General features: G+C 40.6%; 15 protein-coding genes. 1 reads left to right on the top strand and 14 read right to left on the bottom strand.

The genetic code is table 11. The annotated features are described in order from the left end of the window. Position 1: 1 nt before the first annotated feature. From rsgA to WKH56_RS01935, 14 genes are all read right to left on the bottom strand, one after another. Positions 2–883 carry a ribosome small subunit-dependent GTPase A gene (rsgA, locus tag WKH56_RS01870; RefSeq protein ID WP_048019837.1) on the bottom strand — a complete coding sequence of 294 codons (882 nt, stop codon included), beginning with the start codon at positions 881–883 and terminating at the stop codon, positions 2–4. A gap of 13 nt (positions 884–896) precedes the next feature. Beyond that, entirely contained in the window at positions 897–2,942 is a 2,046-nt protein-coding gene (gene pknB, locus WKH56_RS01875; protein ID WP_048019985.1) for a Stk1 family PASTA domain-containing Ser/Thr kinase, read from the bottom strand. A gap of 5 nt (positions 2,943–2,947) precedes the next feature. Then, the gene (locus WKH56_RS01880; RefSeq protein ID WP_048019836.1) at positions 2,948–3,691 is read right to left on the bottom strand and encodes a Stp1/IreP family PP2C-type Ser/Thr phosphatase; all 744 of its coding nucleotides are present in this window, start codon (positions 3,689–3,691) and stop codon (positions 2,948–2,950) included. A gap of 4 nt (positions 3,692–3,695) precedes the next feature. Next, positions 3,696–4,787 carry a dual-specificity RNA methyltransferase RlmN gene (gene rlmN, locus WKH56_RS01885; protein WP_342834748.1) on the bottom strand — a complete coding sequence of 364 codons (1,092 nt, stop codon included), beginning with the start codon at positions 4,785–4,787 and terminating at the stop codon, positions 3,696–3,698. 2 nt (positions 4,788–4,789) lie between these two features. Further along, a complete protein-coding gene (rsmB, locus tag WKH56_RS01890) occupies positions 4,790–6,130 on the bottom strand; it encodes a 16S rRNA (cytosine(967)-C(5))-methyltransferase RsmB (protein WP_028411454.1) in 1,341 nt (446 codons plus the stop codon). Then, positions 6,123–7,061, bottom strand: a complete 939-nt coding sequence (fmt, locus tag WKH56_RS01895) for a methionyl-tRNA formyltransferase (protein ID WP_028411455.1) — start codon at positions 7,059–7,061, stop codon at positions 6,123–6,125. Before fmt ends, rsmB begins: the two co-directional genes overlap by 8 nt. Positions 7,062–7,071: 10 nt before the next feature. Continuing rightward, positions 7,072–7,545, bottom strand: a complete 474-nt coding sequence (def, locus tag WKH56_RS01900; RefSeq protein WP_013084828.1) for a peptide deformylase — start codon at positions 7,543–7,545, stop codon at positions 7,072–7,074. A gap of 70 nt (positions 7,546–7,615) precedes the next feature. After that, positions 7,616–10,030 carry a primosomal protein N' gene (gene priA / locus WKH56_RS01905; RefSeq protein WP_028411456.1) on the bottom strand — a complete coding sequence of 805 codons (2,415 nt, stop codon included), beginning with the start codon at positions 10,028–10,030 and terminating at the stop codon, positions 7,616–7,618. Next, on the bottom strand, positions 10,027–11,244 hold the full coding sequence (gene coaBC, locus WKH56_RS01910) for a bifunctional phosphopantothenoylcysteine decarboxylase/phosphopantothenate--cysteine ligase CoaBC (RefSeq protein WP_342834719.1): 1,218 nt from the start codon (positions 11,242–11,244) through the stop codon (positions 10,027–10,029). The genes priA and coaBC overlap by 4 nt, the downstream gene beginning before the upstream one ends. 180 nt (positions 11,245–11,424) lie before the next feature. Continuing rightward, entirely contained in the window at positions 11,425–11,646 is a 222-nt protein-coding gene (gene rpoZ / locus WKH56_RS01915; protein WP_013058926.1) for a DNA-directed RNA polymerase subunit omega, read from the bottom strand. Positions 11,647–11,648: 2 nt separating this feature from the next. Then, the gene (gene gmk, locus WKH56_RS01920) at positions 11,649–12,263 is read right to left on the bottom strand and encodes a guanylate kinase (RefSeq protein ID WP_013058927.1); all 615 of its coding nucleotides are present in this window, start codon (positions 12,261–12,263) and stop codon (positions 11,649–11,651) included. A gap of 13 nt (positions 12,264–12,276) precedes the next feature. Continuing rightward, positions 12,277–12,537, bottom strand: a complete 261-nt coding sequence (locus tag WKH56_RS01925) for a DUF370 domain-containing protein (RefSeq protein WP_013084831.1) — start codon at positions 12,535–12,537, stop codon at positions 12,277–12,279. A 46-nt stretch (positions 12,538–12,583) separates the two neighbouring features. Beyond that, positions 12,584–13,459, bottom strand: a complete 876-nt coding sequence (locus WKH56_RS01930) for a YicC/YloC family endoribonuclease (RefSeq protein WP_028411458.1) — start codon at positions 13,457–13,459, stop codon at positions 12,584–12,586. A gap of 153 nt (positions 13,460–13,612) precedes the next feature. Next, a complete protein-coding gene (locus tag WKH56_RS01935) occupies positions 13,613–16,291 on the bottom strand; it encodes a cation-translocating P-type ATPase (protein ID WP_028411459.1) in 2,679 nt (892 codons plus the stop codon). A gap of 141 nt (positions 16,292–16,432) precedes the next feature. On the opposite strand from WKH56_RS01935, the gene WKH56_RS01940 reads away from it, so the two are divergent. Then, positions 16,433–18,145 (top strand): Rqc2 family fibronectin-binding protein, encoded by a 1,713-nt coding sequence (locus tag WKH56_RS01940; protein ID WP_176343453.1) that lies wholly within the window; start codon positions 16,433–16,435, stop codon positions 18,143–18,145. The last annotated feature ends 23 nt before the right edge of the window (positions 18,146–18,168 follow it).

Consider the following 18,168-nt stretch of genomic DNA (forward strand, 5'->3'; position numbering starts at 1 on the left):
TTTAATACCTCGGCTTTCTTTGCTTAATTTCCTCAACAAATTGCAAGTAATGTTCGTAGCGATAACTCGGAATTTTTTTTTGTTCGTATGCTTCTTTCACCGCACATTTTGGTTCTTTCACATGCAAACAACCTCGAAATTTACACTGTTCACTCAAACGCGACATTTCAGGAAAACAATCGGTCAACTCTTCTACTTCTAACGTTAAAAATTCCAGTGAGCTAAAGCCTGGCGTATCGGCTACTAAACCTTCACCAAACGAAATCAGTTCTACATGACGTGTTGTATGCTTTCCTCTTCCAAGTGACATTGAAATATCATTTGTCTTTAACTCAAGCTCTGGTTTAAGCGTATTTAGCAATGAAGATTTACCTACACCTGACTGTCCAGCAATAACCGTTACGCGATCTTCAAATAACGGCTGAATTTGTTCCATGCCTTTTTCTGTGACTGTCGACGTTAAAATGACCTCATATCCTATTTTACGATATTCTTCGGCATATTGCTCGATTTCTTGCTTTTGCTGCTGTGATAAAAGATCTACTTTTGAAATACAAATAATAGGTTCAATATGATTAGACTCCACTAACACTAAAAATCGGTCAAGAAGCATTGTACTAAAATCAGGTTCAATCGCTGAAAAAACAAGCAGCGCCTGATCAACATTTGAAATTGGGGGACGAACTAATTCATTTTTACGTTCTTTAATTTCAAGTATATATCCTTCAAGCTTATTTTCCGCCTGAAATACTACATTGTCACCGACTAAAGGCGTTACCTTCTTTTTACGAAAAACACCTCGTCCTCGACATTGCGTTACTTGTCCGTCATGAAGAACATAATAAAATCCGCTAAGGGATTTAATAATTCTTCCTTCTGGCATAACCTCACTCCTATCACTCTGGATATTCAACGTCTTTTTCTTCAATAACTTCCCCGTCTCGGACAATTTTATAAGACGCTTTTTCATTTTCATCAACTAAAACATCGAATGATTCTTTTGTTGTTTCAGTAATCGTTAGTTCTTTAGCAGGAACCGACATATCGTTATCTGCATCTTCGATATAAATTTGTACTTTTTGCGGCTTTGGCTTTTCCTCTTCTGTTTCAGTGGCATCGCCTGTTTCCGTTGCGTCGCCTTGTTCCGTGCTTGCTTCGGTGTCAGCCTCTTCTTTATACGGAATAGTCACATCCACTGACACCGTTTGAGGAGCTTTTGGCTCTTTGCCCATTGAGACCGTAATGCTGAGCTTATCACCTTGCTCGATACTCTGCTCCGCTGCAGGCTTTTGAGACATCACAAGACCTTTTTCAACGGTGTCGGAATACGCGGTTTTCACGTCCACTTCGATATCTTCATCTGATGCATAATCTTTTACGCTTTTTTCCGTCCAGCCCGAGAAATCCTTTAATGTAATCTTCGGCGGACCTTTACTTACCCATAGCGTAACCGTTGTATCTTCCGGCACGACTTGTTCGGTTTCTTTAGGCGTCTGATCTGTAATATTGCCTTTTGGCTCTGTGCTTTCAACTTCGATGGATTGGATATCTTTATAATTCTGCTTTTCTAACAGACTCTTTACTTCCGTAAAGCTTCTTCCAATGTACCGGTTAAATGCTTCTTTTTTCTTTCCTGTACTTCGATAAATAATGACGTTAGATCCTTCTTTGATCACGTCTCCCGCTTCTGGCATCGTTTTAACCACGTCGCCTTCTTCCACTTCATTATCGGATATATCTTTAGGATTCTTCACTTTAAAGCCTAAAGAAACTAAATCGGTTACTGCTGATTCATAATCTTGATTATGTAAATCAGGAACCTTTACGTCTTTTGGCAGTAATAAAGCCGGAATAAATGTAACGGCGGCTACGCTAGCAGCTGCCAGCAGCAAAAAAATTAAAACAAGCGTTACAATCAGCTTGCTTTTGCCTTTTTTCTTTTTCTTCTTTTTTTTCTTAGGCTTTAATTCTTCTTCTTCTTGTTCTTCACGCTCTAAGTGAGGTGGTTTTCTCACAGGTACGTGCGTTTCTTCAGATTCAACAAAATCCTCCTTAATAACTGGAATGGCTTTTGTCACTTCTTCATCATCAGGCACCGTAAACCTTTGTTCATTATAACGATTTGGATGAACAGCAGACTGTAAATCCGCTTCGAGTTCTTCGACGGAACTGTATCGGTAAAATGGATCTTTAGTTGTTGCTTTTAATACAACATTCTCCACGCTTTGAGGGATAGATGGATTCCACCTTTTTGGAGAAGGTGTTTCTGTCTGTAAATGTTTTAATGCAATTGACACAGCCGATTCCCCAGAAAAAGGGACTCGACCCGTTAGCAATTCAAATAGGACGATGCCAAGCGAATAAATATCAGAACGCTTATTCGCAAGCCCTCCCCTTGCCTGTTCAGGAGATAAATAATGAACAGAGCCCAAAACAGAATTAGTATGCGTAATGGTTGTAGAACTTAGTGCTACGGCAATGCCGAAGTCAGTAACTTTAATGGTATCATCATGATCAATTAAAATATTTTGAGGCTTAATATCCCGGTGAATAATTCCGTACTGATGAGCATGGGCAATAGCTGATGTAATCTGCGTCATAATATGTATGGCTTTATCAAGAGATAATGGTGATTCTTGCAGAATGTATTGCTTTAATGTCATACCCGGTACATATTCCATGATGATATAGTAAATATCTTCTTCTTCTCCAACATCATAAATGCTGACAATATTAGGATGAGCAATACTCGTAGCAGATTGTGCTTCTCGATGGAAACGCTTTATAAACGCATCGTCACTTGCAAAGTCTAAGCGAAGCACTTTAATTGCCACATCACGATCCAAAATCATGTCGCGACCTAAATAGACGTTTGCCATTCCGCCTCCACCAATTACTTGCAATACCTTATAACGGTCGTTTAGCCGTCTACCTATTAGCAACACTCTCACCCACTTTCAGATGTAAAGTCCACAATTGCAAGTGTAATATTGTCTTCTCCACCAAGCTCATTTGCTAATTGAATCAGGCTCGTACCCTTTTCGTGAAGTGATGAACTTGTTGATAACGTGTCGTTCAGCTTTTGTTCCGTTACCTTATTTGTCAGTCCATCTGAACATAATAATAATCGATCTTCTTTTTCCACTTCAATTGTTTTTACATCTAAACTAACATTTTCTTCGGTACCTAGTGCTCGCAATAAGATATTTTTTCTCGGATGATGCTCAGCATCTTCTTTTGTGATTTGACCATTTTTTACGAGTTCATTCACAAGAGAATGATCTTCTGTTACTTGTTGAAATCCATATTCATTGGAAATATAGCACCTGCTGTCTCCTATATTCCCAATCGCACAAAACGTATCGGCGCATAAAGCAAGTACAACTGTCGTACCCATGCCTTTACACTCTTCATGCTCCTGAGCATACTGATAAATATCTTGATTAATTTGTGAAACATGCGTACGAATCCACTGGGTCGCCTCATCAGGAGACGTTACTTTGTCCGCTTCTTCCCACGCTATTTGCAATTTTTGAACCGCCATCTCACTGGCGATGTCGCCAGCTCGATGACCTCCCATACCATCAGCTACAATTGCAAGCAGCTGATTGTGTTGGTTCAAAAATACCCCTCCGTTATCTTCATTGTGTTGTCTAACTCTCCCTCGGTCTGTCATGAAGACAGTTGCCATACAATCACCTCGTCTCTTCTTTACGCTCCTTCGCACGTAATTGGCCACAAGCTGCATCGATATCATGACCTTGCTCACGTCGAATAGTCACGTTAATGCCACGCTTTTTAAGCGTACGTTCAAATGCAAAAATCTGTTCACGCGGTGTACGAACATAATCACGCTCAGGCACATAGTTTACCGGAATCAAGTTCACGTGACATTTAACGTCTTTAATCAAATCCGCTAATTCCTCCGCATGCTCTACTTGATCGTTTACTCCTCCGAATAGACCATACTCAAAGCTAATACGTCTTCCCGTTTTATCCGTATAATATTTAATGGCTTCCATCAAATCAGAAAGTTTATACGCACGGTTAATCGGCATTAAGCGTGAGCGGATGTCATTGTTTGGAGCGTGAAGTGAAATCGCAAAATTGATTTGCATTTTTTCATCAGCAAACTTATAGATTTTTGGAATGATTCCACTTGTCGATACTGTGATATGACGTGCACCAATATTTAATCCATCATCACTGTTAATTGTTTTTAAGAAGCGCATCATTTCATCATAGTTATCAAATGGCTCCCCAATACCCATAATTACGACAGAGCTCACGCGTTCTCCTTGTTCATCTAGCGCTTTTTGCACTTTTACTACTTGCGCTACGATTTCTCCAGCTTCTAAGTTACGCTTTAAACCTCCAAGAGTAGACGCACAGAACGTACAGCCGATGCGACAGCCAACTTGAGTTGTTACGCAGACAGAATTTCCGTATTCATGACGCATAAGCACCGTTTCAATCGTATAACCGTCATGGAGTTCGAATAAAAACTTCATCGTGCCGTCTCCAGACGTTTGCTGAACAACTGTTTTTAATGTCGTTAATGCAAATTTGTCTTTTAGTTGTTCACGTAATCCTTTAGATAAGTTCGACATATCGTCAAAGTCCGTTACGCGTTTAACATATAACCAGTCAAAAATTTGTTTAGCACGGAACTTTTTATCCCCGTGTTCCACTAACCAATTTTCTAGGTCGTGCATTTCTAATGAATAAATAGATGGTTTTTGCGTTTTTTCTTCTGCTTTTGCTTTTCTTTTAGCTACTTCTTCCATTTTTACACCTTCTTCTGTAAACATGCAATATAAAATCCATCGCTTTGTGCATCTGGCAGCAATTGAATTTCACCATGTTTTACGTTTTGTTTAAGTCTTTGCGGCATGCGTGCAGCAAGCGTTTCGTCTTTTTGAAAATCAGCATGATCTGCTAAAAATGCTGCTACAACATCCCCATTTTCATCCCGATCAATTGTACATGTACTATATACGAGGGTCCCACCTTTTTTTAATAAAGGCGCAACCGCATTTAAAATATCTTGTTGAATACGCGCCAGCTGCTTTACATCCTGCTCAGTTTTTGTATATTTCAAATCAGGTTTACGTCTCATCACACCAAAACCTGAGCACGGGGCATCTACTAAAATGCGGTCAAACATTTCTTTATCAAACTGTTCACCGGCTTTGCGGCTGTCTTGAACCGTTGGCTCAATATTGGTAAGATGCAGACGCTCTGCCTGCTGGGCAATCAGCTTTACTTTATGGTCATGAATGTCCAAGGAAATAACTCTACCACTGTTTTTAAGCTGCTCTGCAATATGAGTTGATTTTCCTCCCGGTGCAGCACAGCTATCTAAAATCAGCTCTTCTGCTTCTGCGCCTAGTGCATGAGCTACTAACATAGAGCTTTCATCTTGAACGGTAAACATTCCTTCACGAAATGCTTGTGTATGAGCTGCATTTCCTTTTTGAACTTCTAGCGCTTCTTCTACAAAATGGCCTGGTTCTACAACAATACCTTCTTTTTCTAGCGCTTCTTTTACTTCATTTTGCGTAAAGCGTGCACTGTTTACTCGGATTGTTTGTTTAGGGGCCATTAAATTAGCTAAACAGATTCCGCGTGTTTTGTCCAATCCATATTGTTCCACCCAGCGTTTTACAAGCCATACTGGATGACTCGTTTCAATTGCCAAGCGCTCCACAGGATTTTGTATTTCTTCTAAAGAAGGCGTGCCGCTGCGCTGAATATTTCGTAAAACGCCGTTTACCATTGAGGCAATTCCTTTGTGACCGCGTTTTTTAGCAATTTCTACTGCTTCATGAAGGATTGCCCGGTCAGGTACTCGGTCTAAATACATCATCTGATAAAGAGATAAACGAAGCAGCACTCGCACCCAAGGCTGAAGTTTTTTGGGATTTTTCAAGAAAGGGGCTAACCCGTAATCTAACGTATCGCGTCTTTGAATCGTTCCATACACGATTTCCGTTAACAGTCCTGCATCTTTCCCTTGAATACCACGTTTTTGTATACTGTTATTTAACAATAGATTGCTGAATGCCTGATTTTTTTCAATAGCTAGTAAAATATCTAAAGCTATGTCTCGAACGTTGTACTTACTCATTGACATCCCCTAATACTGTTCCGACTTCAACAGATGTACCTCGTAAATACTGCGCTGCATCCATACGTTTTTTTCCAGCCGGCTGAAGTTCCGTCACTTTAATAGCCGTTTCATTTCCAGTTGCTACTACAAATCCGTCCTCTTCAAGTGATAAAACGGTACCCGGTTTGCCTGATGCGGATACTTTCTCTCCCCACCAAATTTTCATAACTTGACCGTCTGCTGTTGTATAAGCAACGGGCCAAGGATGAAGTCCGCGGATATGATTATAAATTTCTTCTCCTGTACGGGCCCAATCAATTTTCTCTTGTTCACGCTTAATATTGGAAGCAAATGTCGCTTCGCCATCGTTTTGTTTAACCGGCGTAATTTCACCTTTCACAAGAGAAGGAATGGTTTCTGAAAGCAATTTTGCACCAGCAGCGCTGAGTTTATCGTGAAGTGTGCCCACGTGATCACGTTCTTCAATCGGAACTTCTACCTGTGTTAAGATATCACCTGCATCTAATTTTTCTACCATATACATAATTGTAACACCAGTTTTCGGCTTACCTTGTAGAATTGAATAGTGAATCGGCGCGCCTCCGCGCAGTTCAGGTAACAGAGAAGCATGTACGTTAATACAGCCGTATTTAGGCGCTTCTAAAATAGGAGTTGGTAAAATTTGACCAAAAGCCGCTGTTACAATTAGGTCAGGCTCATACGCTAACACTTGCTGATATTCTTCTTCTAAACGAATCTTTTCTGGCTGCAGTACAGGTATTTCATGTTTTAACGCCTCAACTTTTACAGGAGGAGGTGTTAATACGCGCTTGCGTCCTTTTGGTCGGTCCGGCTGTGTAACCACTGCGACCACTTCATATCCATCTTTAAGTAATGTTTGTAAAACCGGCACTGAAAAATCCGGCGTTCCCATAAATACGACTTTCATCGTGTAAAACCTACCCTTCTAGTTCATCCTCTTCGTAATACTTTGTTACTTTTTCCGTGAACAATACACCGTGTAAGTGATCAATTTCATGTTGAATGGCTCGTGCTAAAAAACCTTTTGCTTCTATAAAATAAGGTTTTCCTTTACGATTTTGCGCACGTACTTTCACATAATCAGCTCGAGCCACGTCACCAAAAAGGCCCGGAAAACTTAGGCAGCCTTCTGGACCGATTTGTTCGCCTCGTTGCTCAATAATTACCGGATTAATTAACTCAATTTTACCGTGTCGATCGTCCACGTCTACCACTGCCACTTGCTGCAGAACTCCTACTTGAGGAGCAGCTAGACCCACACCGTCTGCTTCAAGCATTAAATCATACATGCCGTTTAGTAATTTCGCTAATTTATTATCAAAGTTTTTAACGACTTCACACTCTTGTTCAAGTACTTCATTAGGATGGTAAACAAGCTTAAGCTTAGCCAAATAGGCACCTCCTTTATTCTTTCTATTTATATCCAAAAAGCTTCTTCTTTAACGCCATCAAGACGACTAGTTACATCATCGAGTATGGATTCAAATCAATTGTAATCGTTAAATTTTCCTTCTGCATTTCCGCTTGATAACGTTCTAATATATATTTCAACAGCGGAATCAGGCTTGGTTCCAGCTTGTATTTTAACATGCATTGATAGCGATATCTATCTTTTATCTTAGCAATGGGAGATGCGACTGGCCCTAAGATTGTTGTTTGCGGCGAAAGTTTCTGACCCAGATACTGCGAAATTTTGTCTGTAACAGACACCACTTTTGCAATATTTTCATGAGATACCGTTACAAGCGCCAAGTAAAAGAAAGGCGGATATTTATGCATTTTACGAATTTCCATCTCCTGCTTATAAAACGCATCGTAATCATGCTGACTCGCAAGTTGAATGCTGTAGTGCTCAGGCGTGTACGTTTGAATCACTACTTCTCCTGGAAGCTTGTGGCGTCCTGCTCTTCCGCTTACTTGTGTTAAAAGCTGAAACGTTTTTTCAGATGCACGAAAGTCAGGTAAATTCAGCATCGTATCTGCTGTTAAAACGCCTACAAGCGTGACGTTTGGAAAGTCTAGCCCTTTGGCAATCATCTGCGTCCCTAGTAAAATTTGCGCTTCTCCACTTGCAAACTTGTTCAGGAGCTTTTCATGCGCGCCTTTTCGGCTTGTCGTATCAACATCCATTCGTACAACTCTAGCTTCAGGCAGCACTTTTGTTAATTCTTCTTCCACTTTTTGTGTACCAGATCCGAAAAAGCGGATATGTTCGCTGTGGCATTCTGGGCACTCAGTGTGTACATGTTCTTCGTGTCCGCAGTAATGGCACTTTAATTTATTTTGATAGCGGTGATACGTTAGTGAAATTTCACAGTGCTCACATGTCGGAACGTAACCGCAGTCCCTGCACATAACAAAAGAAGAATGGCCTCTTTTATTTAAAAATAAAACGATTTGCTCTCCTTTTTCCAAACGGTTTTTCATCTTTTCAAACAGCATAGTTGAAAACATAGAGCGATTGCCGCTGCGAAGTTCCTCTCTCATATCAACAATATCCACCGACGGCATCGATGACTTATTCATTCTTTGCTTTAACGTCAGTAGCTTATATACACCTTTTTGCGCTCTTGCAAAGGACTCAAGCGTTGGTGTTGCACTTCCTAAAATGACTGGACACTGATGATGCTGCCCTCGGTAAATGGCTACATCTTTTGCATGATAACGGGGGTTTTCTTCTTGTTTATAACTCGTCTCATGTTCTTCATCGATAATAAGAAGGCCTAAATTTTCAAATGGAGCAAATACAGCAGAGCGGGCCCCTACCACAACGGATACTTCTTTTCGCTGAATTTTTCGCCATTCATCGTATTTTTCTCCAGTAGACAAGCCGCTATGAAGCACAGCAACTTTTGAGCCGAACCGCTCTTTAAACCGCTTGACCATCTGAGGGGTAAGTGAAATCTCCGGAACAAGCATAATCGCTTCTTTTCCTTTTTTTAATACTTGATCAATCGATTGGAGATACACTTCTGTTTTTCCGCTTCCCGTTACTCCATACATTAAAAACACATCGTGAAGATTTTCTTCGATGTCCTGCAGAATCGGTGCGATTGCCTCAGCTTGTTCATCGGTCAATTGAAATGGCTTTGACGGTGTAAAGTATCGATCTTGATAAGGATCACGGTATATTTCAATTTCCGTTTCCTCTAAGAGTCCTTTGTTAATCAGCGCTTTTATAGGAGCGGAGGTAATCTGCAAATCTTCCGCTATTTCTTTTATGGCTACTTCTTCATTTCGCTCGAGCATAAAAGACAGCACTTGCTTTTGCTTTTCTGCCTGCTTATTTAACTCGTTCATAAACTGTTGAATGTCTTCAAGGCTTTGATTCAGTTTTACGCCTTTTGCCGTTTTTTTGTTTCCTTTGTTTTTCACCACGTAGACGACTTCAATTAGACCTTTTTGAATATCACGGTGAAAAGCAGGAGCAGCGGCTGTTTTTTCCACTTCACTCCACTTCAGCGAGGATCTTGACTGAAAAAACGGCTTGACTTGCTCATGAAGCTGTTCGTATGCCTCTTTTGAAAGGAGTGACAGTTCTTTATCATATTTTGCTTTCATCGCCGCAGGCAGCATGACTTGAAAAGCCGATATCATAAAACAAAGCGTTTTTTCTGTTAGCCAGTGCCCAATCTCTAACAGTTCAGGAGTCAGAACCGGCGTTAAATCAAGCAGGTCAGCGATTGGTTTAACACGCTTAACTTCAGCCTCTTCTTTAAGAGCCACCACAAACCCTTGAACTTTTCTTGGACCAAACGGAACGACAACTCGCATACCCGGAACAATAATTCCTTTCCATTTGTCAGGAATGGCGTAGTCAAAAGCTCGATCTGTTTGTTTAGCAGCCACGTCCACAATTACACTAGCTACACTCATTTTCTCAGCCCTTCTAACATTTCCTTCACTTCTTTTAACACCTCGGTAGCTACATCGTGTTTTGAAAGAATGGGAAGTTCTTTAGACTCTCCGCTTCGCTTATAGAGCGTCACAATATTTGTGTCCGTCCCAAAACCTGCTCCTTCTGTCGTCACGTTATTGGCTACAATCATATCCAAGTTTTTAGATGCGAGTTTCTTTTGTGCATATTCATCCACTTGTTCTGTTTCTGCTGCAAAGCCGACTAAAAGCTGGTGTTCTTTTCGCTCTCCAAGCGTGCGTAAAATATCTGTTGTTCTCTCTAGCTCTAATACTGCTTCACCAGGCTGCTTTTTCATCTTTTGATTAAACACATGCTTTGGTCGGTAATCTGCCACTGCGGCTGATTTAATGACAACATCTGCTTCATGATAGCGCTGCATAACAGCTTCAAGCATCTGCTGCGCACTTTCAATTTGAACAACCTGCACCCCTTTTGGATACTCTAAATTCGTCGGTCCCGTTACAAGTGTTACCGATGCACCTAACTTAGCAGCTTGTTCTGCAAGAGCATAGCCCATTTTCCCAGTAGAGCGATTGGTGAAAAATCGGACGGGATCAACGCGTTCTACCGTAGGTCCTGCTGTAACCAATACATTGATACCGTCAAAGATTTTTTGTGTATCTGATACTTTGGAAAAATAAGAGCCGATTAGTGAAACAATTGTTTCTGGCTCTTCAAGACGACCTTTTCCTACATAACCGCATGCTAAATACCCTTCTCCTGGTTCTACAAAAGAGTAACCAAATGATGAAAGAGTGCTCATATTTTTTTTAACAGCGGGATGATCGTACATATGAACATTCATTGCAGGCGCAATCCACACAGGTGCAGTAGGAGCCAGCAGCGTTGTGGAAATCATATCATCTGCAAGACCATTTGCTATTTTCCCTATCATATTAGCCGTAGCAGGAGCCACTAAAATTAAATCGGGCCAATCGGCTAAATCAATATGTGCAATCACAGATGGATCTTTTTCATCAAACGTATCTGTATAAACTGGGTTTCGAGACAGAGCTTGAAACGTAAGCGGCGTTACGAACTCGCGTGCTGAAGCAGTCATCATTACTTTAACTTCTGCTCCTGCTTGTACTAATTTACTTGTTAAAGCTACGGCTTTATATACGGCGATTCCGCCGCTAACACATAATAAAATTCGTTTTCCCTTCATCATTATGCCCCCATCTATTTATCCCGCTCAACCAGCATCCGCTTGTTTACTCGGGTAACTATCTAAAGCTTTTCAATTCAATTATTATACCATTTTTGTAGTGAGACATTCACTATCCTGCTTGAATACAAACAAAAGCATCAAAAAAATAACAACCTATAAAGTAGGTTGTTATTTTTTCACTTACTGATGTTTAGAATCTTCTTCTGCTACACCTTGCTTATAGCTTAATTGTTCAGCATTAATTTCTTCTAAAGCACAGCCTACAAACTTATAAGAAACCGGCTTTTCAATCGGCGTATCATTGTGAAGCTGTAATTGACGAGCGCGTTTTGCAGCTACTGTCACAAGCGTGTACTTAGAATCTAATTTTTCCATTAGGGAATCAATTGATGGATAAAGCATGTTTATTCTACCTCCAGCATTCTTTTATAGCGCGCAGAAATACGATCACGACGGCAGTGTTCAGCCGTTACGATAGCACGGATGCGAGCACAAGCATTTTCTACTTTGTCATTTTCTACAACATAATCGTAGGCGTCCATAAGTTCAATTTCTTCTTTTGCCACGCGCATACGGTTATTGATTAAGTCTTCTGTTTCAGTACCGCGGTTTACGATACGACTTTTAAGCTCTGATAAACTCGGCGGTGCCAAGAAGATGAACAAACCTTCTGGAAATGCTTCTTTCACTTGAAGAGCACCTTGCACTTCAATTTCTAGAAATACGTCTTTTCCTTCAGATAACGTTTGTTCTACATAATCAACCGGGGTACCGTAGTAGTTGCCTACGTATTCAGCCCACTCTAATAATTTCTTATTTTCAATCATGCGCTCAAACTCTTCGCGTGGTTTGAAGAAATAGTCAACGCCGTCTACTTCACCTTCGCGGGGCTTTCTTGTTGTTGCAGAGATAGAATACTGCAATTTAATGTCTTCTTGCTCAAACAATGCTTTTCGTACCGTTCCTTTTCCAACACCTGATGGTCCGGAAAGAACGATTAATAAACCTCTTTCAATCATCGGTTCAAGTGACCTACCCTTCTAATAATTCTTCTTTGTTTATAAGTCGCTGCGACACAGTTTCTGGCTGTACAGGAGCTAAAATAACATGATCGCTATCCATAACAATAACAGATCGTGTTTTACGTCCTTGCGTTGCATCTATTAAAGAGCCTCGATCTTTTGCATCTTGAATAATGCGTTTGATTGGAGCTGATTCAGGATGAACGACAGAGATTATACGATTAGAAGAAATAAAATTTCCAAATCCAACGTTCACTAATTTACCGCTCATAAGAAGCCTCCTGCTATACCAATATAATCTTTATCTTACACGAAGGCTATTCAATATTTTGAACCTGCTCTTTTATGCGTTCTAATTGTGCTTTCATACTAATAACATACTGAGCAATAGTACCATTATTTGCCTTCGCACCGATTGTATTCATTTCACGATTCAGCTCTTGAACAAGAAAATCCAGCTTGCGTCCCACTGAATCAGGTGTATTTAATGCTTGAATAAATTGTGAAACATGACTTTGAATTCGCGTAAGTTCTTCGCTAATATCTGCTTTTTCAGCAAAAATAGCTACTTCAGTCAGCACTCGCTGCTCATCGAAAGTACCTTCTAAATAGTCGCTCAGCTTTCTTTTAATACGCTCGCGATATTGTTCAGCAACTTCAGGAGCAAGCTGTGTAATTTTTTCGCGAATGTCTTGAATGTCCTGTAAGTATCCCATTAAATCGTGATACAGCTCTGATCCCTCTCGTTTCCGCATATCCACTAACTGATGAACAGCAGCTTCAACAGCTTCAAAGATTGCACCATGAATACTCGTCTGATCAGCTTCTTCTTCATAAGTTGTCATCACTTCAGGCATGTGTAAAATGTCTTGAATTTGAACAGATTGTGACAGCCCGTGCTTTTCTTTTACTTGCTGCAACGCATTCATGTATTCATCAAGCAGCTGCCAATCCGTCTGCAGTTTCTTTTTTGCCATTTCTTCACCTGAAATAGTAACAAATACTTCTACTCTACCACGTTTTATGTATGTTTGAACGATTTTTTTTATTTTATCTTCAATTTCAATTAATTGTCTTGGCATACGGATAACAATTTCACAAAAACGATGATTAACAGACTTCATTTCCACTGTTACTGATCGATTTTCCACTTCCGCTTTTCCGCGGCCAAAACCAGTCATACTTTTTATCATTATTATCACATCCACTATGTACATCTTACATAAAAAGTATCGTAAAAGAAAGTGTTAGCAAAAAAAAGAAATCTCTCTTCTTTATTCAACCTGTAAAGGCTGCCTTCATGAGTTTTCTCATTTGGGACAGCCTGTATTAAAGTATAGCACAATTTATGAAGGTTTTCTTGTTAAAAGTGAACCAGCAAGTAAAAAAGTTGGAAGGCTTGCAAGTCCTAAAATAACGAGCCATTCCCGCGGTGCAATGGCCATTGTATGGAAAATAGGCTGCAGCGGCGGATAGTAGATGGCCACCAGCATAAGGATAATAGATGAAATAACAGCCCCTACAAGATATAAGTTCTGAAATGGATTCCGATCAAAAATTGATTTTTCACTTCGGCAGTCAAATACGTGAATAAGCTGTGCCATGACAAGTGTGGCAAATGCAATCGTCTGAGCATACTGCAACCGATCTGGGTCATTGTCGTAAACAATCATAAACGCAGCAAGTGTAGCAGCTCCAATTAAAAATCCACGGCTGACTACTTTCCATCCTAATCCTCTTGCAAAAATACCTTCGCGCGGATGCCTTGGATGGCGCTTCATCACGTTGTCCTCTGGCTGGTCTAAGCCAAGAGCCATCGCAGGCAAACCGTCTGTTACTAAGTTTACCCATAGTATCTGAATGGGCACTAGCGGAAGCGGAAGTGCTAAAATCATCGCAAAGAGCATAACTAAAATTTCTCCTACATTTGATGCAAGCAAGTAACGGATAAACTTCCGAATATTTTCATAGATATTTCGCCCTTCTTTGATCGCTGATTTAATAGTGGCAAAATTATCATCAAGCAAAACGAGTGAAGACGCTTCTTTTGCTACGTCTGTCCCGGTGATGCCCATCGCAATGCCTATGTCTGCTGCTTTAATAGCCGGTGCGTCATTTACGCCGTCGCCCGTCATCGCTACAATGTGATCTTTTGCTTGAAGAGCTTTAACAATTTTAAGCTTATGCTCAGGTGATACCCTTGCATATACATAAACATCATCTACTACTTCTTCTAGCTCTTCCTGCGTCATTTTGGATAAATCCGTTCCTTCCAAGACTTGACCGTTTTTCGGTAAAATTCCGAGCTGTTTTGCAATCGCCTGTGCTGTAATAACGTGGTCACCTGTAATCATAACGGTTTTGATGCCTGCGTCTCGGCATTCTTTGACCGCTTGCTTGACCTCTGGTCTTGGCGGATCAATCATTCCTTGAAGCCCGAGGAAAGTCAGGTCTTTTTCTGCTTCCTTCTCTGTATGAACGCTCTCATGTTCTCCTAACGGTCGATATGCAATAGCAATGGTTCGAAGCGCTTGGCTAGCTAACTGATCAATCGCTCCTTTTACTTCATTATGAACCGTTACCGACAGCGTTTGTTGTCTGCTTTCCCACAAAATATTTTTGCTGTTTATAAGCAGCACATCCGGAGCACCTTTTGTTATCACATAGCGTTTATGAGATGCGTCTTCAATGACTACACTCATCATTTTACGCGTTGAATCAAATGGAAACTCTTCAATAATCGTAAACTGCTTTTGAATATTTTCTTTTGTCAGCCCCGCTTTCATCGCGGCAACAAGCAAAGCCGCTTCAGTAGGATCCCCGTCGATAACATATTCTTTATCTTTTCTCGAGATGGATGTTTGATTGCAAAGCAGACCAAACACCAAAAGCTGCTGAAGCGGTTTTTCACTCCGTGTATCAACTTCTCTTTCCTCTCGTGAAAATACGCCCGTAGGTTCATACCCTGTCCCTGATACTCTCCACGTCATTCCTCCCGACCAGAGGTGGGTAACCGTCATTTTATTTTGCGTTAATGTGCCCGTTTTGTCTGAGCAAATGACTGACGCGCATCCTAGTGTCTCAACAGCAGGAAGTTTGCGAACAATGGATCTTTGCTTAATCATGCGCTGTACACCAAGAGATAGCGCCACGGTTACGATGGCAGGAAGACCTTCGGGTATGGCAGCAACAGCTAAGGAAACTCCCGCTAAGAACATACTGTATAAATCATGCCCTTGCAGCACACCAATCCCAACAACTAATACAGTAAGTGCAAGAGCTACAACAATTAAAATTTTGCCCAATTGCTCTAACTTCCGTTGAAGAGGAGTAATCATGGCTTCAGCATTTTGAAGTAAATCAGCAATTTGCCCCATTGCTGTTTTCATTCCAATCCCTACAACGATACCTGTTCCGCTTCCTCTGGTTACAAGGGTACCCATAAACGCCATATTGTCCTGATCTCCAAGCGGCACTTCATCTCCTGACAATGCTTTTATTTGCTTACCAACAGGCAAAGACTCTCCCGTAAGCGCTGATTCTTCAATTTCTAGACTTTTGGCTTCCATAATCCGAAGGTCAGCTCCAATACGGTCTCCGCTCGAAAACTTTACAACGTCTCCTACTACCAGCTCTTTAGATGGTAACTTAACCCATTTTCCTTCACGCATGGCTGCTACTTGAGGAGCCGAAAGCTCTTTTAATGCATGAAGAGATTTCTCTGCTTTTCTTTCTTGGAAGAACCCAAGAAATCCATTAATTACCACAATAGCAATGATAGCAATTGCATCGATGTATTCTCCTAAAAGCCCTGAAATAAGCGTGGCAGCTAGTAAAACCAGTACCATAAAATCTTTAAACTGCTCTAGAAACACAAGAATGGCTGGTTTTTTCTCTCCTTCAGTCAATTCATTAAACCCTTGTTGCTGCTGACGTGCTTTTACTTCTTTGTGTGTAAGACCATGCTGCCTGTCTGTTTTTGTTACTTCTACTATTGCTTTTTCACCTAATTCATACCATTTCATTGCATCTTTTCACACCCTTTTATTTGTAAATGCACCTATTAGATTGTTACAATCTTATATCGTATGCTTATTCAGACTCGTCCTAAAAAATGCTATACTTTTCTATAGGACAATTTTCAATTACTTAAGGATGTGAGCACTGTGTCATTTGATGGTATTTTTACATATGGCATTTTACAAGAATTATCTGAGACCTTGGTTTCAGGACGAATTTCAAAAATATATCAGCCGTTTCCAAACGAGTTGATTTTACAAGTACGCGCTAAAGGTGAAAACCGCAAACTTTTAATCTCAGCTCACCCTAACTATTCACGCGTTCATTTTACAAATGAGCCCTATGAAAATCCATCTGAGCCTCCTATGTTTTGTATGCTTCTTCGCAAGCATTTAGAAGGAAGCATTATTGAACAAGTGTATCAGCTTGGATTAGACCGCATTTTAGTCATTGAAACAAAAGGACGAAATGAAATTGGCGACGTGACGTACAAGCAGCTTATTATTGAAATCATGGGAAGACATAGTAATGTTGTACTTGTAGATAAAGAAAAACAAACGATTATCGACAGTATTAAGCATGTTCCAATGGCCTTGAACAGGCATCGTACGCTTCTACCCGGAGCTCCTTACGTACTGCCTCCTAGCCAAGATAAGCTTCATCCATTTGAAGCGGACGAGGAAACCGTGGTTAAAAAAATTGATTTTAATAGTGGAAAGCTAGCCAGTCAGCTAGTGCAGACCTTCTCAGGGCTTTCTCCTTTAATTGCAAATGAAGTAGTGTTTCGCTCTGGCTTAGCGAATCGTTCTACCCTTCCAAAATCATTCGTCGAAACCATGACGCTGATCAAAGAAGGTCAGTTTACACCGACTCTGACAACCGTTAATCAAAAAGACTATTTTTATTTACTCGAATTAACGCATTTAGAGGGTACGAAAAAAACGTATGCAACTATCAGCGAGCTTCTTGACCGCTATTACTACGGGAAAGCAGAGCGAGATCGTGTAAAGCAGCAAGCGCATGATTTAGTACAGTTTATTTCCACCGAGAAAAAGAAAAATGAGAAAAAAATAAAAAAACTTGAGCAAACGCTGCAAAATGCAGAAAAAGCATCTGATTATCAGCTAGCCGGTGAACTCCTTACGGCCAATTTACACCTTGTCAAAAAAGGAGATGCGAAAGTGGACGTGATTAATTATTACGATGAAAATAGCGGTACACTTACGATTTCATTAGATCCGCAAAAATCACCGTCTCAAAATGCTCAAAGCTATTTTACAAAGTATCAAAAAGCGAAAAATTCCGTTTCGATTGTAATCGAACAGATTGAAAAAGCAAACGAAGAAGTACAGTATTTTGAATCACTTATTCAGCAAATGGATACTGCTACTCACAAAGACATTGCCGAGATTCGCGAAGAGCTTGTGGAAGAAGGATATTTGCGCAACCGTCAGCAAAAGCAAGCAAAAAAACAAAAAAACACCACGCCTACACTTGAACAATACGTTTCAAGCGACGGCACGACGATTTTAGTTGGAAAAAACAATAAGCAAAATGAGTATTTAACAAATCGCCTTGCTGCTCGTGATGACGTTTGGTTTCATACGAAAGATATACCGGGTTCTCACGTTGTTATCCGCAGCCAAGAGCCTTCAGAAGAAACAATTTTAGAAGCGGCTCACCTTGCTGCTTACTTTAGTAAAGCCAAGAATTCAAGTTCGGTACCAGTGGACTATACAAAAATTCGCCATGTAAAAAAACCAAGCGGTGCTAAACCTGGTTTTGTGACGTATGATAATCAGCAAACGGTGTACGTAACGCCTAGCGAAGAACTTGTACTAAAGCTGCGTCAGTCATAACAAAAACCCCCTTTCTATATAGG

The sequence above is a fragment of the Priestia sp. SB1 genome, assembly GCF_038898415.1.